23 protein-coding genes, 2 tRNA genes and 1 pseudogene are annotated in these 22872 nt (G+C 62.0%); 11 read left to right on the forward strand and 15 right to left on the reverse strand.

Annotated features, from left to right (window positions below; translation table 11 throughout):
* Positions 1–18 precede the first annotated feature (18 nt).
* Positions 19–1467, forward strand: coding sequence for an aromatic amino acid lyase (locus tag X733_RS158250; RefSeq protein ID WP_031193117.1), 1449 nt, complete (start codon positions 19–21; stop codon positions 1465–1467).
* A 101-nt stretch (positions 1468–1568) separates the two neighbouring features.
* Here X733_RS158250 and X733_RS158245 read toward each other — a convergent pair.
* Positions 1569–1653, reverse strand: a tRNA-Leu gene (locus X733_RS158245).
* A 352-nt stretch (positions 1654–2005) separates the two neighbouring features.
* Between X733_RS158245 and tig the strand changes: the two genes are divergently transcribed.
* The 4 genes from tig (at position 2006) to X733_RS158225 (ending at position 6211) form a co-directional block, all read left to right on the forward strand.
* The gene (tig, locus tag X733_RS158240) at positions 2006–3484 is read left to right on the forward strand and encodes a trigger factor (protein WP_023818120.1); all 1479 of its coding nucleotides are present in this window, start codon (positions 2006–2008) and stop codon (positions 3482–3484) included.
* 260 nt (positions 3485–3744) lie between these two features.
* Positions 3745–4125, forward strand: a complete 381-nt coding sequence (locus X733_RS158235; protein ID WP_023667668.1) for a cytochrome c family protein — start codon at positions 3745–3747, stop codon at positions 4123–4125.
* 152 nt (positions 4126–4277) lie between these two features.
* Positions 4278–5210 (forward strand): heme o synthase, encoded by a 933-nt coding sequence (locus X733_RS158230; protein ID WP_023818121.1) that lies wholly within the window; start codon positions 4278–4280, stop codon positions 5208–5210.
* Between the two features lie 179 nt (positions 5211–5389).
* A complete protein-coding gene (locus tag X733_RS158225) occupies positions 5390–6211 on the forward strand; it encodes a DUF2189 domain-containing protein (RefSeq protein ID WP_023818122.1) in 822 nt (273 codons plus the stop codon).
* Positions 6212–6274: 63 nt separating this feature from the next.
* On the opposite strand, the gene X733_RS158220 is transcribed toward X733_RS158225, so the two are convergent.
* From X733_RS158220 to X733_RS158190, 7 genes are all read right to left on the reverse strand, one after another.
* Entirely contained in the window at positions 6275–6673 is a 399-nt protein-coding gene (locus tag X733_RS158220) for a cytochrome C oxidase subunit IV family protein (protein ID WP_023818123.1), read from the reverse strand.
* A 9-nt stretch (positions 6674–6682) separates the two neighbouring features.
* Entirely contained in the window at positions 6683–7405 is a 723-nt protein-coding gene (locus tag X733_RS158215) for a heme-copper oxidase subunit III family protein (protein WP_023667664.1), read from the reverse strand.
* A 13-nt stretch (positions 7406–7418) separates the two neighbouring features.
* Positions 7419–8123, reverse strand: a complete 705-nt coding sequence (locus X733_RS158210; protein WP_023688233.1) for a cytochrome c oxidase subunit 3 — start codon at positions 8121–8123, stop codon at positions 7419–7421.
* Positions 8120–9889, reverse strand: coding sequence for a cytochrome c oxidase subunit I (gene ctaD / locus X733_RS158205; protein WP_023681631.1), 1770 nt, complete (start codon positions 9887–9889; stop codon positions 8120–8122). Before ctaD ends, X733_RS158210 begins: the two co-directional genes overlap by 4 nt.
* 22 nt (positions 9890–9911) lie before the next feature.
* Positions 9912–10796 carry a cytochrome c oxidase subunit II gene (locus X733_RS158200; protein ID WP_023667661.1) on the reverse strand — a complete coding sequence of 295 codons (885 nt, stop codon included), beginning with the start codon at positions 10794–10796 and terminating at the stop codon, positions 9912–9914.
* Positions 10797–11023: 227 nt separating this feature from the next.
* Positions 11024–11950, reverse strand: coding sequence for a DMT family transporter (locus X733_RS158195; RefSeq protein ID WP_023818124.1), 927 nt, complete (start codon positions 11948–11950; stop codon positions 11024–11026).
* Positions 11951–12082: 132 nt separating this feature from the next.
* Entirely contained in the window at positions 12083–12724 is a 642-nt protein-coding gene (locus X733_RS158190) for a glutathione S-transferase N-terminal domain-containing protein (RefSeq protein WP_031193118.1), read from the reverse strand.
* 160 nt (positions 12725–12884) lie between these two features.
* Here X733_RS158190 and X733_RS158185 point away from each other — a divergent pair, with 160 nt between their 5' ends.
* The gene (locus X733_RS158185) at positions 12885–13799 is read left to right on the forward strand and encodes a LysR family transcriptional regulator (RefSeq protein ID WP_023667658.1); all 915 of its coding nucleotides are present in this window, start codon (positions 12885–12887) and stop codon (positions 13797–13799) included.
* A 25-nt stretch (positions 13800–13824) separates the two neighbouring features.
* On the opposite strand, the gene X733_RS1000000171280 is transcribed toward X733_RS158185, so the two are convergent.
* Complete coding sequence (locus X733_RS1000000171280; protein WP_348625855.1) at positions 13825–14142, reverse strand: isochorismatase family protein; 318 nt, start codon at positions 14140–14142, stop codon at positions 13825–13827.
* Here X733_RS1000000171280 and X733_RS1000000171285 point away from each other — a divergent pair.
* A complete protein-coding gene (locus tag X733_RS1000000171285) occupies positions 14115–14531 on the forward strand; it encodes a hypothetical protein (RefSeq protein WP_023818127.1) in 417 nt (138 codons plus the stop codon). The genes X733_RS1000000171280 and X733_RS1000000171285 overlap by 28 nt on opposite strands.
* An 88-nt stretch (positions 14532–14619) precedes the next feature.
* Here X733_RS1000000171285 and X733_RS158170 read toward each other — a convergent pair whose 3' ends face one another.
* The 3 genes from X733_RS158170 to map all read right to left on the reverse strand — a co-directional run bounded on the left by X733_RS158170 (position 14620) and on the right by map (position 16930).
* The gene (locus tag X733_RS158170; RefSeq protein ID WP_023818128.1) at positions 14620–15018 is read right to left on the reverse strand and encodes a RidA family protein; all 399 of its coding nucleotides are present in this window, start codon (positions 15016–15018) and stop codon (positions 14620–14622) included.
* Between the two features lie 197 nt (positions 15019–15215).
* On the reverse strand, positions 15216–15983 hold the full coding sequence (gene radC / locus X733_RS158165; RefSeq protein ID WP_023681624.1) for a DNA repair protein RadC: 768 nt from the start codon (positions 15981–15983) through the stop codon (positions 15216–15218).
* Positions 15984–16096: 113 nt separating this feature from the next.
* A complete protein-coding gene (gene map / locus X733_RS158160; protein ID WP_023818129.1) occupies positions 16097–16930 on the reverse strand; it encodes a type I methionyl aminopeptidase in 834 nt (277 codons plus the stop codon).
* Between the two features lie 279 nt (positions 16931–17209).
* Between map and X733_RS158155 the strand changes: the two genes are divergently transcribed.
* The 4 genes and pseudogenes from X733_RS158155 (at position 17210) to X733_RS01000000165950 (ending at position 18945) form a co-directional block, all read left to right on the forward strand.
* Positions 17210–17506 carry a DUF982 domain-containing protein gene (locus X733_RS158155; protein ID WP_023667653.1) on the forward strand — a complete coding sequence of 99 codons (297 nt, stop codon included), beginning with the start codon at positions 17210–17212 and terminating at the stop codon, positions 17504–17506.
* Positions 17507–17652: 146 nt separating this feature from the next.
* The gene (locus X733_RS158150) at positions 17653–17928 is read left to right on the forward strand and encodes a DUF6074 family protein (RefSeq protein WP_023681621.1); all 276 of its coding nucleotides are present in this window, start codon (positions 17653–17655) and stop codon (positions 17926–17928) included.
* A gap of 111 nt (positions 17929–18039) precedes the next feature.
* On the forward strand, positions 18040–18195 hold the full coding sequence (locus X733_RS1000000169430) for a hypothetical protein (protein ID WP_155924160.1): 156 nt from the start codon (positions 18040–18042) through the stop codon (positions 18193–18195).
* A 64-nt stretch (positions 18196–18259) separates the two neighbouring features.
* Positions 18260–18945: pseudogene (locus tag X733_RS01000000165950) on the forward strand (DUF2161 family putative PD-(D/E)XK-type phosphodiesterase).
* Between the two features lie 146 nt (positions 18946–19091).
* On the opposite strand, the gene X733_RS158145 reads toward X733_RS01000000165950, so the two are convergent.
* From X733_RS158145 to phaC, 3 genes are all read right to left on the reverse strand, one after another.
* Positions 19092–19166: transfer RNA gene (locus tag X733_RS158145), tRNA-Glu, on the reverse strand.
* A 334-nt stretch (positions 19167–19500) separates the two neighbouring features.
* The gene (locus tag X733_RS158140) at positions 19501–20622 is read right to left on the reverse strand and encodes a YcbK family protein (protein WP_245274391.1); all 1122 of its coding nucleotides are present in this window, start codon (positions 20620–20622) and stop codon (positions 19501–19503) included.
* 360 nt (positions 20623–20982) lie between these two features.
* The gene (gene phaC / locus X733_RS158135) at positions 20983–22818 is read right to left on the reverse strand and encodes a class I poly(R)-hydroxyalkanoic acid synthase (protein WP_023818132.1); all 1836 of its coding nucleotides are present in this window, start codon (positions 22816–22818) and stop codon (positions 20983–20985) included.
* Positions 22819–22872 lie beyond the last annotated feature (54 nt).

The raw sequence follows: 22872 nt of genomic DNA on the forward strand, positions 1-22872 counted from the left end.
ACCAGACGGGCGAAGACAATGCCGATTACGGTGACGACGCGCGAAGATATCAATCTCGATGCCGTTTTGCGCGTCGCCTGGAGAAACGACACGGTCGAAATCGGCGACAAGGCCTTGCAACGCATTGCCGAATGCCGCGCCTCGTTCCTGAAACTCATTGAGTCCGATCCGCCGCCGGTCATCTACGGCGTCACCACCGCGATGGGCGAGCTGGCAAGCCGCAAGCTCGAACTTGACGAGCGCGACCGCCATGCGCGCATCAAGGCTTTTGCTGCCGCCACATCGTTCGGTGAGCCATTGCCTGAGCGCGTCGTAAGGGCGATCGTGTTGGCGCGGCTGACCAACTTTATCGAAGGCAATGCCGCGACCACGCCGCGCATCGCACGGGCGGTCGCGGCGATGCTCGACGGCGGCCCGATGCCGGTGGTGCCGTCGCAAGGGCAGGGTGGCGCCGGCGAGATCCTGGCGCTCTATCCGCTGTTTGCTGCGCTTACCGCCAGCCTTGAGCTTGAGGTGAAGGAGCGCGGTTCGCTGATCAACGGCTCGCCCTGCGCGGCGGCACTGGTGGCGGACGCAGCACTTGCCGCGCGTCGTCGCCTCGCCATGGCGCACAAGGTGTTCGCGCTGTCGATCGAAGCGTTTCGTGCGCCGCTCGAGCATTATGATGCAGCGCTCGACGGGCTCTGGGGCGACGAACACGAAGCGGCCGCCTTGCAAGGGTTGCGGCAGTTTCTGGTCGGCGCAGGGGATGGACGGCGCAATTATCAGGCGCCGGTCAGCTACCGCATCGTGCCACGTGTGCTCGGCCATGCGCATCGGGCGCTGGCCGGCGCCGAGCAGGCGGCGACCGTATCGCTGGCCTCGATCTCGGACAATCCAGTCTATATCCCGCCCGACGCGGCGCACCCGCTGGGGCGCTGCATCTCGACCGGCGGCTATCACAATGCCATGGCGACGCCGGCGCTCGACGATCTGGCGGCGATCTGGGCCGATCTCTGCCTGCTCTGCGACCGCCACGCCTCAAAGCTGCTGAACGGCAAGGTGTCGCTGCTGCCCGACCTGTTGATGACCGGGCGGCATTGGGCCGACAGCGACGGCCACGGCAATGTCGGCTATGTCCCGATGGCGATCACCGGTTATCTCGAACAAGCCAAGCTGGCGGCGCAGCGCACCTTCATTCCAGGCACCGAATCGGCCGGCGCCGGCCAGGATGACGTCGCCACGACCGCTTTCTTCGCCTGGACCAAGGAAGCGACCGCCGGCCGCTGCCTCGACGCGGCGATCGCGATGCTGGCCATGATCGCCTCGCAGGCCCTGTACGTCACTGAACGCGCCGCGCCGCCGGCATTGCAGGATTTTGTCGCGGATATCAGGAAGATCGTGCCGCCGGTCGAGGATGACCGCGTGCTGGGACCGGAGCTGGCAAAGCTGGCCGAGTGGTTCACCGGCAAGGTGTTTGAAGTATAGGCCGTCGCCGCCAGTCCTGCTGCGCCAAGGCTTCGGAGGACACCTTTCGCTCTAACAAGCTCTCAGGTGGCCTGCCACCCGAAGCCCGATAGAGTGAAGGGTGGTGCGGATGAAGGGACTCGAACCCCCACGCCTTTCGGCACTGGAACCTAAATCCAGGGCGTCTACCAGTTCCGCCACATCCGCATTTGTCGGCAATCCCATGTAGCCATCATTCTGTCAATGTCGGGGCGAAAATGTCTGCCGTTGGGGCGGTCATTCGCTGCAACGCGAAGATGGTTGAAAATTGGCCTCGCCTGTGACAAAAGGCGTGTCAAATGTGACGGGACGTGCCGATCCGCTTCTGCAGAATGTGATAAGAAGTAGGAAAAACAAGAACTTATTCACATCTTGGAACGCAGTTTGGAACAATTTGAGCCGTAATTTCGGTCAAATCGCCAGGTTCCGTACCAAAAGCCATTCCCGGCAAGATTGTACCGGCAGGCTGTGAACGGCAAGACGCCGTGGCAGCCTCTTTGGTGAAGATAAAGGTTTTACGATGCAGGTCACCGAAACGCTCAACTCCGGTCTCAAGCGCGAGATCAAGATCACCGTGCCGGCCGGTGATATGGAAGCCAAGCTGATGGCGCGGCTGTCCGACGCCAGGAACAAGGTCCGCATCAACGGCTTCCGTCCCGGCAAGGTGCCTGTGCAGCATTTGCGCAAGGTCTACGGCAAGTCGTTCATGGCCGAAGTGGTCAACGAGATCCTCAACGATTCGACCCGTTCGATCATCACGGGGCGCGGCGAAAAGGCCGCCATGCAGCCTGAAGTGATCATGACGGAAGACGAGAAAGAGGCCGAGAAGATCCTGGCCGGCGGCGCCGACTTCGAATTCCGCCTCAACTACGAGGTCATCCCGGCGATCGAGATCAAGGATTTCTCCGACATCAAGGTGACGCGCCAGGTATTCGAAGTGCCGGACAGCGAGATCGACGAGCAGGTCCAGCGCGTTGCCGAATCGGCGCGAAGCTTCGAGCCGAAGACCGGCAAGGCGGCCGCCGAAGGCGATCGCGTTTCGATCGACTATGTCGGCAAGATCGACGGCGAGGCCTTTTCCGGCGGCGCCGGCACCGACCAGCCGCTGGTTCTGGGGTCCAAGGAATTCATTCCGGGCTTCGAGGACCAACTGATCGGCGCCAAGGCCGGCGACGAGAAGCAGGTCACGGTCACTTTCCCGGAAAACTACCAGGCCGCGCATCTGGCCGGCAAGGAAGCCACCTTCGACGTCACCGTCAAGGAAGTGTCCAAGCCCGGCGCGCTGGAAATCAACGACGAGATGGCCAAGAACCTCGGCCTGGAATCGCTGGAGCGCCTGCGCGACGTGGTGCGCGGCCAGATCGAGAACCAGTTCGGCTCGATGACGCGCCAGAAGGTCAAGCGTCAGCTGCTCGACCAGCTTGACGCGGCCTATTCGTTCGAGGCGCCGTCGAAGCTCGTCGATGCCGAGTTCAACAACATCTGGACCCAGGTCAACCGCGATCTCGAAGCCGCCGGCCGTACCTTCGCCGACGAGGAGACGACGGAAGAAGAGGCACGCGCCGAATATCTGCGGCTTGCCGAGCGCCGCGTGCGTCTCGGCCTGGTTTTGGCCGAGATCGGCGAGAAGGCCGGCGTCACCGTTTCCGACGAGGAACTGCAGCGCGGCCTGTTCGAGCAGGTGCGCCGCTACCCGGCCAACCAGCAGCAGGAAGCCTTCGAGTTCTATCGCAGCAATCCGGAAGCCCTGAACACGCTGCGCGCGCCGATGTTCGAGGAGAAGGTCGTCGACCATCTGCTCAGCCAGATCTCGGTCATCGACGTCAAGGTCAGCAAGGAAGAGCTGATGGCTGACGACGAAGAGGGCGATACAGCCAAGGCCAAGCCGGCGAAGAAGGCCGCTGCCAAGAAGGCCGACAAGGCTGAAAAGGCCGACGACGCGGAAAAGCCGAAGAAGAAGGCAGCCCCGAAGAAGAAGGCCGCCAAGGACGCCGAATAAGCGCCTGACGACAAGATCAGAAAAGGCCGCCCTCGAGGCGGCCTTTTTCGTTGTGGCGGATGTGCCTTGAGCCACCGCAGCCCACCTGAACCTTTGTACGGTCGACCTGTTCTACCTACCGGCCAGATTCTGTGGTACACAAGTGCCGCAATTCCATCTGGGGAGGAGCGGAGAATCTATTCTGCCGTGCAGGGCGCATGCTGGTGCTACCGGCATGTGCAGACCGTCTCAGGCAAATTTGACGATCAGGGAGGAATGCCATGCGCTTGGTTGCGTTTTTCGCCGTCGTTTCCGTTGCAACTTTCATCGCCAATCCATCGCGGGCACAGGACGCCGCGGCGGGCGAGAAGGTCTTCACCAAATGCAAGGTCTGCCACGTCGCAGACCAAGACACCAACAAGATAGGCCCTTCGTTGCATGGCGTTATCGGCCGGACGGCCGGCACGCATCCGGATTTTAAATATTCCGAAGCCATGATCGCGGCCGGCACATCCGGCGTCAAATGGGATGAGCCGACACTGACGACGTATCTTCACGACCCCAAGGCAATGGTCAAAGGGACGAAGATGGCGTTTCCCGGCCTCAAGAAGGACGAGGACGTCGCCAACGTCATCGCCTATCTGAAGCAATTTTCCCCGTAACTTGGCTCTTCGGCCGGCCAGAGCGTTTCACCGTTTCACGGAAACGCGATCCGCTCGATCTCTTTGTTCTTACGCAATTCCGGACGGAAAACCGCATACACTTTTCCTGGAATTGCTCTAGGCTGCCCGGTTTCCATCGATGGTCGTCTCAAATGTCGGTCAAGGAAAGCCTCAAGGATACCGGCGTCCGCCTCTCGGAAGCGACGGCCAGTGATTTCTTTGCGCTCTTGAAGCCTCGGGTCATGGCCCTTGCCGTCTTTACCGCCTTCGTCGGTCTGATGGTGGCGCCCGGCGCGATGAACCCGGTCATCGCCGTGATCGCCATAGGTGCGATTGCGGTTGGAGCGGGAGCGGCCGGCGCGCTCAACATGTGGTACGACGCCGACATCGACGCGCTGATGTCGCGCACGTCAAAGCGGCCGGTTCCGTCGGGCCGCGTCACGGCCGGCGAAGCGCTCGGCTTCGGCCTGGTGCTTTCCGCACTTTCGGTCATGACGCTCGGCGTGCTGGTGGGCTGGCTTGCCGCGTCACTGCTGGCCTTCACAATCTTTTTCTACGTCGTCATCTATACGATGTGGCTGAAGCGCTCGACGCCGCAGAACATCGTCATCGGCGGCGCAGCGGGTGCCCTTCCTCCGATGATCGGCTGGGCGGCGGCCACCGGCGCCATCGGCATTGAAAGCCTGATCCTGTTCCTGATCATTTTCCTGTGGACGCCGCCGCATTTCTGGGCGCTCGCACTGTTCAAGGCCGGCGACTATGCCGCTGCCGGCATCCCGATGATGCCGAACGTGGCCGGCCAGGCCTCGACCAGAAGGCAGATCTTCGCCTATTCACTGCTTCTGGCACCGATCGGAGTGCTGCCCTGGGCGTTCGGATTTACGAGCGGGGTCTATGGGATTGTTTCGGCTGCGTTGGGCGCGGGTTTCATCTGGCATGCCTGGAACGCCCTGGTCATGCTCGACAAGGAGATGAAGCCGGCCAAGGCGCTGTTTGCCTATTCGATCTTCTATCTTTTCGCGATCTTTGCCGTGCTGCTTGCCGATACCATCGCGATGCGCGCGTTCATGTCAGCCGGAGGGTGACGGCATGACGCTGTGTTCGGAAACTTCGCCTTCCGGGAGCCTTTTGTAAGAACGGGCGACAAGCTCCAGTCAATGGAGTATATTGATTGCGGTGCAGGTCGCGGTTCGCGTGGCCAGTCATGCAGAACGGCAGCACCGTGATACCGCGACCTTGCCGGACCTGGTCTGGAGGAACGGGCATGACAAGTTTTCACGTGATTGCAGGCGCCAGCGAAACGCTGGAACACACCAAAATCCGAAAAATCAGTGTTTCCGATCTTTTCCATGCGCTCAAGCGCGGTGTTGACGATTTTATGGTCAAACCGTCGCACATCGTCTTTCTCTGCCTGATCTATCCGCTTGTCGGCGTGGTGCTCGCTGCCTGGACTTCGGGTGCCAATGCGTTGCCGATGTTGTTTCCGCTGGTGTCCGGCTTTGCGCTGATAGGTCCATTCGCGGCGATCGGCCTCTATGAGATCAGCCGCAGACGAGAAGCCGGGCTCGACACCTCCTGGACGCACGCTTTCGAGGTCAGGAATTCTCCGGCCCTGCCAGCCATCGCCGCAGTCGGGATCATGCTGGTTGCAATCTTCATCGCCTGGCTTTTGGCGGCGCAGGTGTTCTACGAATATCTCTTCGGCCCGGCTCCGCCTGTATCGATTTCGGGCTTCATCAATGAAATATTTGCCACCGGACGCGGCTGGTCTCTGATTGTCCTGGGGCACGCCATCGGCTTCGTCTTCGCCGCGGTGGTGTTGTGCACGACGGTTGTCGCCTTCCCATTGCTGCTCGACCGCGATGTCGGCGCCTACGAAGCCATCCACACGTCGGTGCGAGCGGTGCTGGCGAACCCGATCCCCATGGCTGTCTGGGGACTGATTGTCGCCGTCGCCCTGATCATAGGCTCGCTGCCGGTGTTTGCCGGGCTGGCGGTCGTGCTGCCGATCCTGGGTCACGCCACCTGGCATGTCTACCGCAAGGTTGTGGAGCCGCCATCGTCCCCGACGCGGGTCGGCCTCTGACCCCGCAGATCAGCTGATGGGAAGCTTCATCTCCGGTCTTTGACCGGAGATGAAGACTGTGCGTCAGGGCCCCGGTCCGAAGAAGGACAACCGGGTGAGAAGCGTGTAGTCCGCTTCGAAGAGCATCATCGCCACGAACACCAATATCAGAAGCGGCGGCAGGATGATCGCATAGGTCAGCGCCAGCCGCTCCCAGGCCATGTGCATGAACACGGCGACGATCAGCCCGGCCTTGAGGATCATGAAGATCAGGATCAGAGACCATCTGAGATAGCCGTGGATGCCGAGATAATCGACCATGTAGGAGCAGGCGCTGAGGATGAACAGCCATGCCCAGACCACCAGATAGAGCTTGATCGGATGTTCCTGATGAACCTCCGCGACGCCGGTCGGTGGCACTTCATGCGCATGATCAGAGTGCAGCGCGTGTTGCCCGAGGCCGTTTGCGGTTGCTTCAGCCATGTCAGCCTCTCACCAAAGATAGAAGAATGCGAAAATGAACACCCAGACCAGGTCGACGAAATGCCAGTAGAGCCCCATGATTTCGACGTTCTCGTAGCGACCCCTGCGGCTGGTGAAGAAGCCGGGACGACCGACGTCGTAGTCTCCACGCCAGACCTTTCGCGCCACGATGATGAGGAAGATCACCCCGATCGTCACATGCGTGCCGTGGAAGCCGGTGATCATGAAGAAAGTCGAGCCGAATTGTGCCGCGCCCCAGGGATTGCCCCACGGCCGTACCCCTTCGGTGATCAACTTGGTCCATTCGAAGGCTTGCATGCCGACGAAGGTGGCTCCTAGCGCTGCCGTCAGAAGCATGAGGATTGCGGTTTTGCGGCGGTCGCGGCGATAGCCGAAATTGACCGCCATGGCCATCGTTCCGCTGCTCGATATCAGCACGAAGGTCATGATGGCAATCAGGATCAGTGGAATGTCCGAACCGCCGATGCGAAGCGCAAAGACCTCGCTCGGATTGGGCCACGGCACACGTGTGGAGACGCGCGCGGTCATGTAGGAGAGCAGGAAGCAGCCGAAGATGAAGGTGTCGCTGAGCAGGAAGATCCACATCATGGCCTTGCCCCAGGACACGTTCTTGAACGCGCGCTGATCCGAGGACCAGTCGGCGGCAATGCCTTGCCAGCCTGCGGGCCGCGTCTCCGTTTGGCCGGTATGCGTCAGTGTCGTTTCTGCCATGCTCCTCGACCTCCTAGGTCAGCAACTGCCGGCAAATATCGATGAACGTCGCGGCCCAGCCGGCTAAAAGAGCGAAGATGGCGAGCCAGACGAAAAGCAGGAAATGCCAGTACATGGCGCATAATTCGACGCTGAGGCGAAGCCGTTCCGGCCGTGCCCCGTTCCAGGCGCCGGCGGTTGTCCTGCCCAGGCCCACCAGCCCTCCCACTATATGCAGGCCGTGCATCCCGGTTATCAGGTAGAAAAAACTGTTGGCCGGATTGGAGGCCAGAAAATAGCCATCGGCGGTCAGGTCCCGCCATGCCATGAGCTGCCCGATGAGGAAGGCGATCGCGGTGAGCCCAGCCGCGGCAAGGCCGAGCCTGACCGTGTCCATCTGGCGCTTGCGCGCCGCGATCGAGGCGCATTGCAGGGCAACGCTGCTCAGCACCAGCATGCCGGTGTTGAGCCAGAGCAGGCGTGGGATGGGCAGCGGCTGCCAGTCCGACAGCGCCATACGCATGAAGTAGGCGCTGGTGAACAGCGCAAACAGGCAGCCGACCACGGCGAGGAAGACACCGAGGCCAATCTTGGCGGTCGGCAGGCTCGATCGGTCGAAGGCGACAAAATCTCCTGCCACACCTTGCTCGAGCCATGGTTTCGCCATCAGCCGCTGATGCGAGAGCCACCAGCCGGCAAAGCCGGCGATCACGAGAAGGAAGACCAGGATGACGCTCATGCCGGCTCCCTGGAGGGGCCGAACGTGCCCGGCATGTTTTGCGGAATGAAGTCCTCCTTGGCGCCCGGCACGCTGTAGTCATAGGCCCAGCGATAGACGATCGGCAGATCCTTGCCGAAATTGCCATGCGCCGGTGGCGTCTGCGGCGTTTGCCATTCGAGTGTCGTGGCTCGCCATGGATTGCCACCGGCCTCGCGCCCATGGCGGATGCTCCAGATAAGATTGAACAGGAAGACGATCTGGGCGAAGCCGACGATAAACGCCATGATGCTGATGAACGAGTTCAGGTGATGCGCCGACTCCGTCATGACCGTCACGTCGGTCAGTTCGGCATAGCGCCGCGGCACGCCCATCAGGCCGATGTAATGCATGGGAAAGAAGATCAGGTAGGCGCCGAGAAATGTGACCCAGAAATGGAACCGGCCGAGCGTCTCGTTCAGCATCCGGCCGGTGACCTTCGGGTACCAGTGGTAGATCGCGCCGAAGATGACGACGATCGGAGCAACACCCATGACCATATGGAAGTGAGCGACGACGAACATCGTGTCCGACAGCGGGACGTCGACGACGACGTTGCCGAGAAACAGCCCGGTCAACCCGCCATTGACGAAGGTGACGATGAAAGCCATGGCAAACAGCATCGGTATGGTGAGATGGATGTCGCCCCGCCACAGCGTCAGCACCCAATTGTAGACCTTGATCGCCGTCGGGATGGCGATGATCAGTGTCGTGGTGGCGAAGAAGAAGCCGAAATAGGGGTGCATGCCGCTGACATACATGTGGTGCGCCCAGACCACGAAGCTCAGCGCGCCGATGCCAACGATGGCCCAGACCATCATCCGGTAGCCAAAAATGTTCTTGCGCGCATGCGTGCTGATCAGATCGGAGACGATGCCGAAGGCCGGCAGCGCCACGATGTAGACTTCCGGGTGGCCGAAGAACCAGAACAGATGCTGGAACAGGATCGGGCTGCCGCCATTGTGCTGTAGCTGTTCCCCCATCTCGACGACCGCGGGCATGAAAAAGGAGGTTCCAAGCGCGCGGTCAAGCAGCATCATCACGCAGGCGACGAACAGCGCCGGAAAGGCGAGCAGCGCCATGACGGTGGCGGTGAAGATGCCCCAGACGGTCAGCGGCAGGCGCATCATCGTCATGCCGCGCGTGCGGGCCTGCAGCACCGTCACGACATAGTTCAGACCGCCCATGGTGAAGCCGATGATGAACAGGATCAGCGAGACGAGCATCAGGATGATGCCCCATTCCTGGCCGCCAGGTGTGCCGGTCATGATGGCTTGCGGCGGATAGAGCGTCCAGCCGGCGCCGGTCGGTCCGCCGGGCGCAAAGAAGCTCGACACCAGCACCAGCACGGCAAGGAGGTAGATCCAGTAGCTCAACATGTTGACATAGGGAAAGACCATGTCGCGGGCTCCGACCATCAGCGGGATCAGGTAGTTGCCGAAGCCGCCGAGGAAGAGTGCCGTGAGCAGGTAGATCACCATGATCATGCCGTGCATGGTGATGAACTGGTAGTAGGCCTCGGGGGTGATGAAATCGAACGTGCCGGGGAAGCCGAGCTGCAGCCGCATCAGCCAGGACAGCACCAGCGCGACCAGGCCGATGGCCGTTGCGGTCGCCGAATACTGGATGGCGATGACCTTGGCGTCCTGCGAGAACACATACTTCGTCCACCAGCTGTGCGGATGGTAAAGCTCCATTTCCGCGACTTCGGCGGGCGGGACGGCATCTGCAGGCGTGATATCGACCATAGGCGGAGCACCTCCGTGCCCTTCAGCGGGACCCGACAGTTTCGAGTTTTGCCGCAACTTCTAGAGCTGACGCCGTCGCGTTGCCCGGCGCCTGTTCCACCGAGCCCGTCTGCTGCGGCGCCGACAACTGCGCGAACGTCTGCTGCTGGTCGAGCCAGGCCACATAGTCCTGCTCGGTATCGACCATGACGATGCCATGCATCATCGGATGCCCCTGGCCGCACAGTTCGGCGCACAGAACCTGGAAGGTCCCGGTCTTGGTGGGGGTGAACCAGAAATAGGTGACCGAGCCCGGTATCATGTCCATCTTGGCGCGGAATTCCGGAACGTAGAAATCGTGCAACACATCGATCGAGCGCAGCAGCATCTTGACCGGCTTGCCGACCGGCAGATGCAGGTCGGCCGCTTCGACCACGACGTCGTCCTGGCCGCTGGGATCCTTGGCGATCACGCCCAGCGGATTTTCAGCGGTGACGTCGCGGGTGTCGGATGTGCCGAGTTTGCCGTCCTTGCCGGGCAAGCGGAAACTCCACTGCCATTGCTGGCCGACGACTTCGACCACGGTTGCGTCGCTTGGAACATTGACGAACCGGCTCCAGACAAACAGGCCGGGAACCAGCATGGCGGTAACACCCACTCCGGTGACGATCGTCAGCCACCATTCGAGCCGCTTGTTCTCCGGTTCGTAGGCCGCCTGGTTGCCTTCGCGGTGACGGAAGCGGAAGACGCAATAGGCCATGAATAGGACGACCGCGGCGAAGACGACGCCGGTGATCCAAAAGGTGATGATGATGGTGTTGTCGATATAGTCCCAATTCGAGGCAATCGGAGTCCACCACCATGGGCTCAGGAAGTGGAACAACACCGAGCCCACGACGATCAAAACGAGTACAACCACTATGGGCATGTCCCGTTCCTCCCGGTATTTCAGGGGGCGCGAAGCCGTCCCGGGAAAATACCAAGTGCATCATGCGTGATTTGCGATCGAAATTCTAGAGCCGGTTGTGGAAGGAGCGAAAAATTGCTTCTGCGGCGCCGGACCTTGCTTCGTTGGTGACGCCGGAGCGACACCCGACCCCCCAAATCAGGGAGGGCAGGGGCTGGTTTGATTCGGCTTGCCTTGTTCCAGCGGGATCAAAGCGCCTTGATGATGATGCAGCCGGCCAAAAGCAGCACGACGCCGGCGAGCCGCATGCCGGAGACAAGCCGCTGCGGCAGGCGGAACCAGCCGAAGGTGTCGACTAAGATGCCGGCGACCTGCTGGCCGGCCACCGTCAGGCTGACGGCAGCTGCCGCTCCGATGACGGGGATGGCAGTGAACACGGTCGTGACATAGGTGGCGCCGGCAAAACCTCCGAGCCAGCCCCACCAGGGCATCGACGACAGGCCGGCGAGGCGAGGGCGGGGCGTCTTCGTCAAGGCAAGCGTGATCAGAAGCACCGCGGCCATGGCCAGCATCGCCACCAGGAACGAGATGGTGCCGACCGCAAATGGCGCGCCGCCAAGGTCGTGCCGAAGCAAGGCGTTTACAGCGCCTTGCACCGGAAGCACGGCGCCTGCCAGCAGCGCCAGTCCGATCCAGCCGAGTTTCGAGGGCGCCAGATTGTCCGCCGCGCCCTTCTGTCCCAGAACGATGAGGGCAGCACCGGCAAGCAAGACGAGCATGCCGAAGGCAGGCCCGGCTCGCAGTCCTGCTTCGGGGATCCCGAGCCAGCCGAACGTGTCGAGGGCGAAGGATGCAAGCATCTGCCCGGCGATGAAGAGCCCGACGGACACGACGGCGCCAAGGCGAGGGAACACAAGAATGGTCGAAACGACGTAGAAGGCCGAAGCCATGCCGCCGATCGCATGCCACCATTCGGCTTGCCGAACGGCAAGCAGAGCCGGTGTCGTTCCGGTGAGGGCCATGATTGACAACAGCACGATGGCGCCGACCGCGAGCTGAAGCGTGGTCGCGGCAAAGGGTGAGCCGACCGCCTTTGAAAGTTGGGCATTGGCGCCGGCTTGCACCGCAAGCAGGCCACCGGCGACAAGCGCCAGAGGGACGAAGAGGATTTCCACGATCGTATTCCTTGAATGCGGGGTGCGGCGGCTAGGGCATGATCCCAAAAAGTGGGTGCCGGTTTTTGGAAAAGATCATGCTCCAACAAAGGGTTAGGTCATGATGAGATTTCAACCAAATCTCATCATGATCTAAGCGGCCGCTGACGCTTCCGGCAGGGCGGGAACAGCGATCCCTCTGACAACTGCGGAGCGGCGGCCGATGGCCGCATACCAGCGCGCCAGGTTTGGTGTGTCATCGAGGCTGAGGCCGAGCTTGGTGACGGCCGCGTTGATCCATGGCCATGTCATCACATCGGCGATGCCGTAGCTTTTGCAGACAATGTGCTCATGGTGCTTGAGCCGGCTATCGAGAACGCGGAAGACACGTCCGGTTTCGCGCTCAAAACGCTCGATCACGTAAGGGATTTTTGCCGGCGCGAAGATTTTGTAATTCCACAATTGGCCAAGCGTCGGGCCGACATGGGCCGCCTGGAACAAGGTCCAGGTCAGCGTATCGTCCGCCTCCTGCGCGCCCACCGGCTGAAGCTTGCCCGACCGTCGCGCCAGGTAGTGTAGGATGGCGCCGGATTCGAAGACCGTGCGGCCGGCGTCCCGGTCGACGATCACCGGGATCTTGTTGTTGGGATTGAGCGCCAGGAAATCAGGCTTGGTCTGGTCGCCCCTTTCGATGTCGACCAAGCGGACCGAGTAGGGCAGGCCGACCTCTTCCAGCATGATCGAGGCCTTGTGCCCGTTGGGTGTCTGGCAGGTGTAGAGTTCTATCGGCGTCATTGCTCTTCTCCGCGACTGTTTCTTTTGTCGTCGGACTCCATATGGCGTGCGTGCATGCGCAGATCGACATGCCGATTCGCCCGCTTGCTCTGCGTTTTTGCACAGCGAAGCGTCATTTTGACTCGCAGAGCGCATCGCTTTCTTTTATCTTTCTGCAAGAATGCACAGCTCACGCGATATCGACTGGGAAGATCTGCGCATGGTGCTGGCCGTCGCCGATGGCGCTTCGCTGGCGGCGGCGGCTCGGATCCTAGGCGTGAACCACACGACTGTGCTGCGGCGCGTCAACGCCTTCGAGGCGCGGCTGGGTATCCGCCTTTTCGATCGGCTGCCGACTGGCTATGCCCTCACCGCGGGCGGCGAGGAACTGCTGGGCGCGGCACGCACAATGGCCGAGACGGTCAATGAACTGGCGCGCAAACTGTCGGGGCAGGATCTCAGGTTCGAAGGCAGGTTGCGGGTCACCACCACCGATACGCTGATGGCATCGGTGCTGCCGCCGATCCTGGCGGCGTTTCATAAGCTCCATCCCGGCATACGGGTCGAGGCGATGACGCAGAATTCCATCGCCAACCTGACGCAAAGGGATGCAGACGTGGCGATCAGGCCGGTGTCGCAACCGCAGGAAATCCTGGTCGGCCGGCGCATTTCGGGCGTCGCCTTCGCCGCCTACGCGACACGTTCCTATGCCGAAACGCTACCCCCGGAGCCGAGATTGGGTGCGCTGCGCTGGATCGCGCCCGACGACAGCCTGGCCAACACCGGCGTCGCCCGCTGGATGCGGTCGTCCCTGCCCGATGTCGAGATCGCCATGCGCGCCGATTCCCTGGTGACGATGTCGCATGCGGCGGGCGCCGGAATCGGGGTTGCGGCGCTGCCCTGTTATCTCGGCGACAGCCTGCCCGGGCTTGTAAGGGTCGGAGGGCTGATCGAGGAGATCGGCTCGGCGCTGTGGGTGCTGGTGCACGACGATTTGCGCCGCACGGCGCGCGTCCACGCCTTCACCAAATTCGTCTCCGGCGAATTGCAGCAGCGGCGCGACCTTCTTGAGGGCAGGCTCGGCGCCGGAGCTTGAGACGCACGCCAGCTGACGCTGGGGTTCAACTCCGCAACAGGTTCCCAAGCTCGGCAACCGTCATCACGCGCCCGAACACCTTGCCTATGATGTCGAGGGTTGCATTGTGCGATGCCTCGTCCAGTCCGCCATTGGCGTCGCTGATGAAAGCCACCTTGTATTCGCGCATGAAGGCGCTCCGCGCGGTGGATTCGCAGCAGATGCTGGTCACGGTGCCGATGATGATCACCGTGTCGACCCGGCCTGCGCCACGGATGTTGCGCAACACGGTCTCGAGCTGCGTGTTGTGGAAAGGCATCGTAGCGGTGCTTCTTGATGACGACATCCCCAGGCAAGGGCGCAAGCGCGGCGACGATTTTCGGCGCCGGCGCTGCCTTCCCGCATTCCTTTGGTTTTCAGCTTCGGCTGATAGCCGGTTTCCAGCGGCGAGATATCGAAATGGTCGCTGAGCACATGCTGGGTGTAGATAACCGGGACGCCTTGCGCGCGGCAAAGCTCGACCACCTGCCGCATCGCCGGAATGCGATGGCGGGCAATGGCCACTTCCATGACGGCGCCCTCATCGACAAAGTCGCTTTGCATGTCGATGACCAGAAGGGCTGCGCGTTGCTTGTCGAACGGCCATGGTTCGTCGCCGGGCTGGGGCATTGCGTGTTTCCTGTTTCCGACGTTGATCAGGTGAGCAGCAGGCTCTTCATCGAGACATCGCAATTCCTGCCGATGACGATGTGATCGTGGATGGATGGAGAGATCAAGGTCGTGGCAATCTCGCAGCGAGCTCCGGGATTTGTTTGGGCGACTTGACGCGTCCTCGCTTGGCCTACGGGTCGATGACCGCGATCGCATCGATCTCTATCAGGTAGCCGGGAGACATCACCGCTATCCCCACCACTACGTTTGCCGGCTTGTGATCGCCGAACAGCTCGATCTGGGCCGCTTCGATGATCGGCACGTGTTCGTCGCGTTTGTAATCGACGATGTAGATCGTGATCTTGCAGACTTGCTCCGGCCGAGCGCCGGCGGCAGCAAGCGCTCGGCCGAGATTCCCGAACGCCAGGCGCGCCTGGACTGCGAAATCACCATGGCCAACGAGCTTGCCGTGTATGTCTTCTGGCTGCTGGCCCGAGACGAACGCCAGCTTGCTTCTTGTCGCAACGACGACCTGGGAGTACATTTCCGGAATCGGCAGATCATTTGGATTTATGCATTCGAGCGTCATTGAATAGATCTCCTGCAATTGCTGTCGGGAACTGGCTGCTTCGTATTCGCGGGTCTACGACATTGTCGCCGAAACGGGCGCTTCCGTCGCAATATCACCTCTACACCGCAAGCGTGGGCATTTGAGCCAAAGCGGAATGTTGCTGATTGGCTCGCGAGCGGTGGCGTTTGGGTTGACGGCGCCGGCGAGCGTCGGGCTCAGATCAGCAGGAGGCCCTTCATCGAGGCATTGCCTTTCTTGCCGATGATGATGTGGTCGTGGACGGCGATGCCGAGCGGCTTGGCGCTGTCGATGATCTGCTTGGTCATTTCGATGTCCGCACGCGATGGTGTCGGATCGCCTGACGGGTGATTATGCACCAGGATGACGGCGCTGGCCGATAGTTCGAGCGCGCGCTTGATCACTTCGCGCGGATAGACCGGCGTGTGGTCCACGGTGCCGACCTGCTGTACCTCGTCGGCGATCAGCACGTTCTTCTTGTCGAGGAACAGGATGCGGAAATGTTCGCGGTTCTCGAACGCCATCGCCGAGCGGCAGTACGCAAGAAGCTGCGTCCAGTTGGACAGCACCTCGCGGTCGCGAACCTCGGTCCGCGCCATGCGTTGCGCGGCAGCGGCAATCACCTTCAGGTCGACCGCCACGGCGGGGCCGATGCCCTTCACCTCCTGCAGCAGCGCCACCGGTGCGCCAAGCACTTCGCCAAAAGTGCCGAAGCGCGCCAAAAGCGCCTTGGCGATCGGCTTGGTGTCGACGCGCGGGATCAGTCGAAACAGCAGCAGTTCGAGAAGTTCGTAGTCGGGCAGGGCGTCCGCGCCGCCGGCAACGAAGCGCTCGCGCAATCGGTCGCGATGGCCGTGATAGTGTGGCTTCTCCGTCGATTTGTCTCTTGGTGCCTTGTCCTTCGCCGGTGGTTCAAGCCACCGCTCGGAGAAGAACCCCCGTTCGTCGTCACCGCTGTTCCCCATCCATCCCCCACACTCCCCGAAGGCTTCGACGGCAGATTAGAGCGGTAAGCAGCGCGCGGTCGAGTTTTTTCGGCGACGGCGCCTCAAAGCCGCGGCTTGAGGCGATCTTGTTTTCAGCTGACCGCAGGCAGGCCGGGGCGGTCGAGCTTGTTTGGCGACAGGGTGAAAATCTCGCAGCCAGTTTCGGTGACGCCGATCGTGTGTTCGTACTGCGCCGACAGCGAGCGGTCGCGCGTCACCGCCGTCCAGCCGTCCGACAGCACTTTCACATGCGGCCGGCCAAGATTGATCATGGGCTCGATGGTGAAGATCATGCCCGGCCGCATCTCGACGCCTTCCGAGGCGGTGCCATAGTGCAGGATGTTGGGTGCGTCGTGGAACAGCTGGCCAACGCCGTGGCCGCAGAAATCGCGCACCACCGAGCAGCGCTCGGCCTCGGCATAGGTCTGGATGGCGGCGCCGATGGCGCCGGTGCGGGCGCCGGGCCGGACCGCCGCGATGCCGCGCATCAGGCACTCGTGGGTGACTTCGAGCAGGCGTTCGGCGGCGCGCTTGATGGTGCCGACGGGATACATGCGCGAGGAATCGCCGTGCCAGCCGTCGAGGATGTAGGTGACGTCGATGTTGACGATGTCGCCATCCTTCAACGGCTTGTTGTCTGGAATGCCGTGGCAGACGACGTGGTTGATCGAGGTGCAGGACGATTTGGTGTAGCCGCGGTAGTTGAGCGTCGCCGGTAGCGCGCCTTGGTCCATGCCGAATTCGAAGACGAAACGGTCGATGGTCTCGGTGGTGACACCCGGCTGGACCATCGGCACCAGTTCATCGAGGCAGCGCGCGGTGAGATCGCAGGCCTTGCGCATGCCGGAAAATCCTTCTTCGCCATAGAGGCGGATCTGGCCGGTGTTCCTGAGGGGTGCCGTGGCGGCGTCGAGATAGGTGACCATAGTGTCCGTTTGCCTGTAAGCGGGCGGCGCATACCAGCCCGTTAGAAAATTTCCCCAGATTTGGCACTGCAAGCCGCAAGGTTCAAGGAAGAACTGCCGGCAATGGACTGATACTGGCCATATTCCTGGCTTGCGCGGCCGCTCAGATGACATCCAGGTGCGCGATCTCCTCCGAATGCCGAGATCGCACTGACGACACATTTTCGCGCAAAAGCAGCCAAAGCAACTTTTGACGACGAACGGCGTTGCTGTGGTCGACGCCAGTTCGGGAGATATAGAATGGACAGATTGCAATTCGAGGTGCCGGTGCGCATCGCGCCCGCGCCCGGGCTGCCGGTAGAGGAAATATACAGCGTCGAACAGGCGCTGGATATCCTGCATGACTGGCCAAAGAAGCGACAGGGCAAGGTCTATGAAGCGGCGTTCAATGCCTGTTTCGGGGCCACGGTGGATGTGGTCAAGACTGAGGACGCATGGCGCGCCTTCATGGCGTTTTGCCGGGTTAGTGGCCTGCTGGCCAGGGACATGATGGTTACGGCCAAGCGCGCCGGCGAGGCGAGGGGCCTGAGGGTCTAGAGTTCTGCTTGACCTGGAGGCCGGCCAACCGACTCGTTCCAATCGGCGCGGACTCCGCGGCGTTAAGGTTCCGTTTCCGACTTCACAGCTAGGCATGAGCCATAGAGCAGCGTCTGATTCGTTGCGTCGGTTTCATGGTGCAGAACATGTCTTCAGCCAATGTGCGTACCTTCCCGCTAGATCGGCAGACCGTGCTGGTGCGCGAGGTCGCCGCAAGGCTGGGCAGACTGCACGGCGACACGGCCACGTCGTTCTGGAAGGCCACGGCGCGCGAACTCCTCGACAAGGCGGTCGCGGCCGGCTGCGATGCGGCTTCGGCGGCCAACGATGTCCGCCGGTTTTTTGCCGCGGTCCAGGACGAGATGCATTTCAAGGCGGACGATGCCGCACCAGGGCAGCGCCGGACGCGCACCCGCCCCTAGCCTCAAAACACACGCGCTCATCATTGTGTGGCCAACCGTGGACCGGTCTTGGCGTCGACGGATCTCGGGTCTTACGCTGTCGATTGTGCCGTCCCAGCCACGGCGAGCGCCTTGTTGCACGCGAGACAGGCGATGAAATACTGGTCGCGCTCGGCCCTGGCGACGTCGGTCATCGCCAAGGAAATCGTCGAGCGCTATGGCGGGACTATCATGCCGGAGACCTGCCTGACGGCCGCCTTCCAAACAGTGGGTCTCAAGGCGGCTTAGCGCAAGGCGTCGGCCTCTCGGCGATCCCTGTGCCGACCCGATCCGAATCGGCTATGCCTGCGCGATGCAGGAAACGTCTCTCTACATCCCGGTGAAGCGGTTTCTCGAGAGCCTGGAATTCACGGTCAAGGGCGAAGTCGGGCACTGCGATATCGTGGCGGTGCGCGACGGCGAGCCGCCTGTGCTGGTCATCTGCGAACTGAAATTGCAGTTCAACCTCGAACTGGTGCTGCAAGGTGTCGATCGCGCCGCGGCATGCGACGAAGTGTGGCTGGCCGCGCGCATGTCGGCGCGTGGCAAAGGCCGCGAGCACGACCGCCGTTTTCGCGCGCTGTGCCGGCGGCTCGGCTTCGGGCTTCTGGCTGTCAGCGGCAAGGGGGAGGTCGAATTGCTGCTCAGCCCGGCCGCTCTGCCGCCGCGTCGCGATCCAAAGCGGCGCTCGCGGCTGATGGAGGAACACCGGCGCCGGCGCGGCGACCCGGTGGTGGGCGGCGGTTCNTGGTGGGCGGCGGTTCGCGCGCGCCGATCATGACCGCCTACCGGCAGGATGCGCTGGCCTGCGCCGCAGCCATGACCGACGGGCCGAAACGCCCGCGCGATCTGAAAGCGATTTCGCCGCGCGCGCCCAGCATCCTATTGGACAATGTCTATGGCTGGTTCGCCAGGGCCGAGCGCGGCGTCTACGCGCTGACCGAAGGCGGCCATGCGGCGTTGCAGCGCTGGCCACAGGTGGCGCACGACCAAGGATGAGTGGCCGGAGATTGCCGCGAGCAGGCGCCGAGGGAAACCTCGGCACGGGAGCCGCTGTTCGCCGTCTCAACCGATTCGCCGCGCCACCGTTCCAGCCGCTGCTAGTTCGGCGGCTGCCGCGAGGCCTCTTGTTTTCTTGAAAGATCTGGTACGCCCAAGGGGAATCGAACCCCTGTTACCGCCGTGAAAGGGCGGTGTCCTAACCGCTAGACGATGGGCGCGCTCAGACGAAGCGGCTTATAATTGCGTTGTTGCCAACCGGCAACCCATCAGCCGCCAGATGCGGAAACTTTTTTCAAGAGGGGCGAAAACGGCCCGGTTTGGTGAGCCTGCGCAGGGTTTCTGGCCCTCGCGTCATTGCACCTCTTTGGAGATTAGCCTGAACGCCCCGCGCAGTCGTCATCCTATGGTCTGCGCTGCGTCGCTGCGCGCCTTGCTTCGCCATAGGATGACGAAGTCGCGGGTGCCTCGGCTAATCTCGAACGTCGCTGATAGCTAATCGGGAAAAACGGCAGGCTGCTAACGGCCCCTCGGCCCGTTTGCCGAATGGGGATGCTAACCCCGCCGGCGGCAGCGCCAGTTCCAGTCGCGCTCGGGGCCGACGTCGACGTGAACGGATTCGGTATGGCAGTAGGTGCCGACGCCGCCGCGGCCGGGCATGGTTCGGATGTAGCTCGCCAGTTCCCATTTGGAGACGCCGGGAACCTGGATGTCGGCGGCGGCGCAATACATGTGCAGCGAATTCTTGGCGCCGTTGGCGCGCCGGTTGCGGGCCGGGTCGCGGTAGCCTGATGTGACCATCATCTTGCGGCCGTAATGGCCTTCGATGGTCTTCAGCACACGCACCAGCGACGGCTTCAGGCAGGCGACGTCGACGCTCTCGTTTTGCTTCAACAGGCCGTTGGGCGCCAGCCGGGCGAGGCCGGCGGCGGAAGCCACCTGATAGGCGCCGCCCGAACCCTCGTCCTCGTTCAGGTCGACGTCGCTTTCGTCGTCGAGGCCGGATTTGCGCTTGATCTCGAACAGCGCCGTCTGGCGCACGCCGGGCAAGGCATCGCTGCCGGTGATGTGGTTGCTCTCGTTGCCAAGCGAGGCAAGCTGCAAGGGCTTGTCGGCCGAACTGGCTGAGGCCAACGTGATGATCGGCTTTGCCGGGGCGGCCTTCTGGGCAGCAACCGCAGGCTGTTCGCCCGAGCGCGAGTTGACCAGCGGAGCAGGTGCCGCCGAGGTTGGCGTGGTGCTGAACAGTGAGGCCAGGAAGCCCTTCTTCGGCGTGTCGATCTGCTGGGGCGCGGCGGTCACGTAGACCTCGTTGGTCGCGGGCGCCGCTGCCGTCGCTTTCGGTGCGGTCACGCCGGCATCGGCGGCGGCGATCTTCTGCGCCACGGCGTCCGTTGCGGCCGCCGTCTGTGCTGACTGCTGCAGCGACTGCGGCGTCTGGCCGACAATGGTTTCGGAGCCGGCGGGAACATTGACCGGGAAGCCGGTGCCGGGCTTGGCCACCGGCACATAGGCGACCTGCTCGGGCAGTGTCGCATCGCCCGCTGCCGTCATCATCATCTGCGGCCCGGTGGATGTGACCTGCACGGTCGAATCGCCCGGCGCCGCAGGGCTGGCGCCGGAAGCCGCGGAGATGTCAGAAGCGGTCGCGTTGTAGCCAGGCATGCCGATGGACATTGTGGGGTCGCCAGCGGAGGTGCAGGACGCCAGAAGCACGGAGAAAAGCGCTGCCGCTATAGTGCGACCTTCTCTCCCCGCGAGACGCGATCCTACTGATTTCAAAACTAAATTCCCCCTCGGTGTCCGGTCGGCCTGCTATTGGTGCGGCGTCGAAACGTTCACATCCAATAACCTTGTGTTCCCAAACCGGAAACGAGACTTGTGTCAATTCTGCAAGCCTCTGAATTATTTGCTCGTTGGAGGCCAATTGAGGCTTCTTGAAGGTTGACGACACCATTTCGCCCCGTTTTGCCGGCTCGTCAACTCACCAGACATTACATTCCGTTACACACAGGCACCTGCAAAAGGTGCCGGCCGTTACACACGCACCTTCACATAGGTGCCGGGGGCATCACCCAGGGTTTTCATGTGCTTGCCGGGTTTGCGGGCCGGAACGAGGGTGTCGTCCTGGGTCTCGATCCAGTGCTGCCAATGCGTCCACCAGGAGCCGGGATGCTCCACCGCGGAGGCGAGCCACTGGTCAAAATCGCCTGTCGGTTTGCCGCCGGTCCAGTACTGGTATTTCTTGGCTGCCGGCGGGTTGACGACACCGGCAATGTGGCCGGAACCAGCCATCACAAACTCGACGTCACCGCCGAAATATTGCGAGCCGAGAAACACGGAAAGGGCCGGCGCGATGTGATCTTCCTTCGACGCCAGGTTGTAAACCGGGATGGTGACGTCGGCCAGCGACAAAGTGCGGCCGGCGAGTTCCATCACGCCACGCGTCAGATTGTTTTCGAGATAACAGTTGCGCAGGTAGAAGGAGTGGTTGGCGGCCGCCATGCGGGTGGAATCGGCGTTCCAGTAGAGCAGGTCGAAGGGAAGGGGATCCTTGCCGCGCATGTAATTGTTGATGACATAAGGCCAGATCAGGTCGCCCGAGCGCAGCATGTTGAAGGCGGTCGCCATCTTGGTGCCGTCGAGGTAGCCCTTTTCGTTCATCGATTTCTCGACCGCTGCCACCTGGTCCTCGTCGACGAAGACTTTCAGGTCGCCGGCATGGGTGAAGTCGACCTGCGTGGTGAAGAAAGTCGCCGATTTGATGCGGTTGTCGCCTTCCTGTGCCAGCAGTGCGAGTGCGGCCGCCAGCAGCGTGCCGCCGACGCAATAGCCGATGGCGTTGACCTCTTTCTCGCCGGTCGCCTTCTCGATCGTGTCGAGGCCGTATTGCAGGCCCTCCCGTATGTAAGCTTCCCAGCCCTTGGCGCCGTGCCGCTCGTCGGGATTGATCCAGGAGATGACGAACACGGTATGGCCTTGCTCGATCGCCCAGCGGATGAAGGACTTTTGCGGGTTGAGATCGAGGATGTAGAACTTGTTGATCCAGGGCGGGCAGATCAGCAGCGGGCGCTTGAGCACCGTCTCCGTCGTCGGATCGTACTGGATGATTTCGGCGACATCGCTGCGGCCGACCACCTTGCCGGGAGAGGTCGCGACGTTCTTGCCGATCTCGAAGGGCGAATAGTCAGCTTGTCTCAGCTTCAGGTCGCCCTTGCCGGCGGCGATGTCTTCGGCCAGCATCTTCATGCCGCGCACCAGGTTTTCTCCATTCGAGGCGACGGTTTCTCGAAACAGCTCCGGATTGGTCAGGATGAAGTTCGACGGCGAGATGGCATTGGACACCTGCTTGACGTAGAAGCTCGCCTTGTGGCGGGTGTGGTCGTCGAGGCCTTCGGCGTGCTCGACCAGGTCGGCCGCCCAGCGCGAGGTGACGAGATAGGCCTGTTTGAGGAAATCGAAGAAAGCGTTGCGACCCCATTCGGGGTCTTGAAAACGCTTGTCGCCGCGCTCGGGCTTGACCGCATCGTCCGGCGCTTCGGCATTCGGGCTAACCTTCTGGATGGCGTTGCCCCAGACCGTCATGTAGCCGGCGAACAGTCGCGTCTGCGCTTCCAGCGCGCGTTGCGGGTCGGCCAGCCAATATTCGCTGAGCTTGGAAAAGGTTTTGACCATGTCGACCACGGGTTCGGCGACATGATCGCGCACCTCGCCTTTTTCGCGCGGCTCGGCCCAGGCCGAGGCGGCTTTGCCGGCCTGTTCGACCATGCGCGCCATGTTCAACGCGAAGCGTTCCGGGTCTTTCACCAGATATTGCTCCACGGTCGAAGATTGATCATCTTCCGCTTTGCTCGAATCAGGTGTTTTGGACATGGCTCGCGGGGTTCCTCCCGAGGCGTTTTCTTGACATATTATCATGGGACATCT

The organism is Mesorhizobium sp. L2C066B000, assembly GCF_000502335.1.
In the GTDB taxonomy this organism is placed as follows: Bacteria; Pseudomonadota; Alphaproteobacteria; order Rhizobiales; family Rhizobiaceae; genus Mesorhizobium.

Coding starts and splice junctions, on each gene's coding strand:
- X733_RS158250 (WP_031193117.1), top strand. CDS start 19: ATGCCGATTACGGTGACGACGCGCGAAGATATCAATCTCGATGCCGTT.
- tig (WP_023818120.1), top strand. CDS start 2,006: ATGCAGGTCACCGAAACGCTCAACTCCGGTCTCAAGCGCGAGATCAAG.
- X733_RS158235 (WP_023667668.1), top strand. CDS start 3,745: ATGCGCTTGGTTGCGTTTTTCGCCGTCGTTTCCGTTGCAACTTTCATC.
- X733_RS158230 (WP_023818121.1), top strand. CDS start 4,278: ATGTCGGTCAAGGAAAGCCTCAAGGATACCGGCGTCCGCCTCTCGGAA.
- X733_RS158225 (WP_023818122.1), top strand. CDS start 5,390: ATGACAAGTTTTCACGTGATTGCAGGCGCCAGCGAAACGCTGGAACAC.
- X733_RS158220 (WP_023818123.1), bottom strand. CDS start 6,673: ATGGCTGAAGCAACCGCAAACGGCCTCGGGCAACACGCGCTGCACTCT.
- X733_RS158215 (WP_023667664.1), bottom strand. CDS start 7,405: ATGGCAGAAACGACACTGACGCATACCGGCCAAACGGAGACGCGGCCC.
- X733_RS158210 (WP_023688233.1), bottom strand. CDS start 8,123: ATGAGCGTCATCCTGGTCTTCCTTCTCGTGATCGCCGGCTTTGCCGGC.
- ctaD (WP_023681631.1), bottom strand. CDS start 9,889: ATGGTCGATATCACGCCTGCAGATGCCGTCCCGCCCGCCGAAGTCGCG.
- X733_RS158200 (WP_023667661.1), bottom strand. CDS start 10,796: ATGCCCATAGTGGTTGTACTCGTTTTGATCGTCGTGGGCTCGGTGTTG.
- X733_RS158190 (WP_031193118.1), bottom strand. CDS start 12,724: ATGACGCCGATAGAACTCTACACCTGCCAGACACCCAACGGGCACAAG.
- X733_RS158185 (WP_023667658.1), top strand. CDS start 12,885: ATGCACAGCTCACGCGATATCGACTGGGAAGATCTGCGCATGGTGCTG.
- X733_RS1000000171285 (WP_023818127.1), top strand. CDS start 14,115: ATGACGACATCCCCAGGCAAGGGCGCAAGCGCGGCGACGATTTTCGGC.
- X733_RS158170 (WP_023818128.1), bottom strand. CDS start 15,018: ATGACGCTCGAATGCATAAATCCAAATGATCTGCCGATTCCGGAAATG.
- radC (WP_023681624.1), bottom strand. CDS start 15,983: ATGGGGAACAGCGGTGACGACGAACGGGGGTTCTTCTCCGAGCGGTGG.
- map (WP_023818129.1), bottom strand. CDS start 16,930: ATGGTCACCTATCTCGACGCCGCCACGGCACCCCTCAGGAACACCGGC.
- X733_RS158155 (WP_023667653.1), top strand. CDS start 17,210: ATGGACAGATTGCAATTCGAGGTGCCGGTGCGCATCGCGCCCGCGCCC.
- X733_RS158150 (WP_023681621.1), top strand. CDS start 17,653: ATGTCTTCAGCCAATGTGCGTACCTTCCCGCTAGATCGGCAGACCGTG.
- X733_RS158140 (WP_245274391.1), bottom strand. CDS start 20,622: ATGTCCATCGGCATGCCTGGCTACAACGCGACCGCTTCTGACATCTCC.
- phaC (WP_023818132.1), bottom strand. CDS start 22,818: ATGTCCAAAACACCTGATTCGAGCAAAGCGGAAGATGATCAATCTTCG.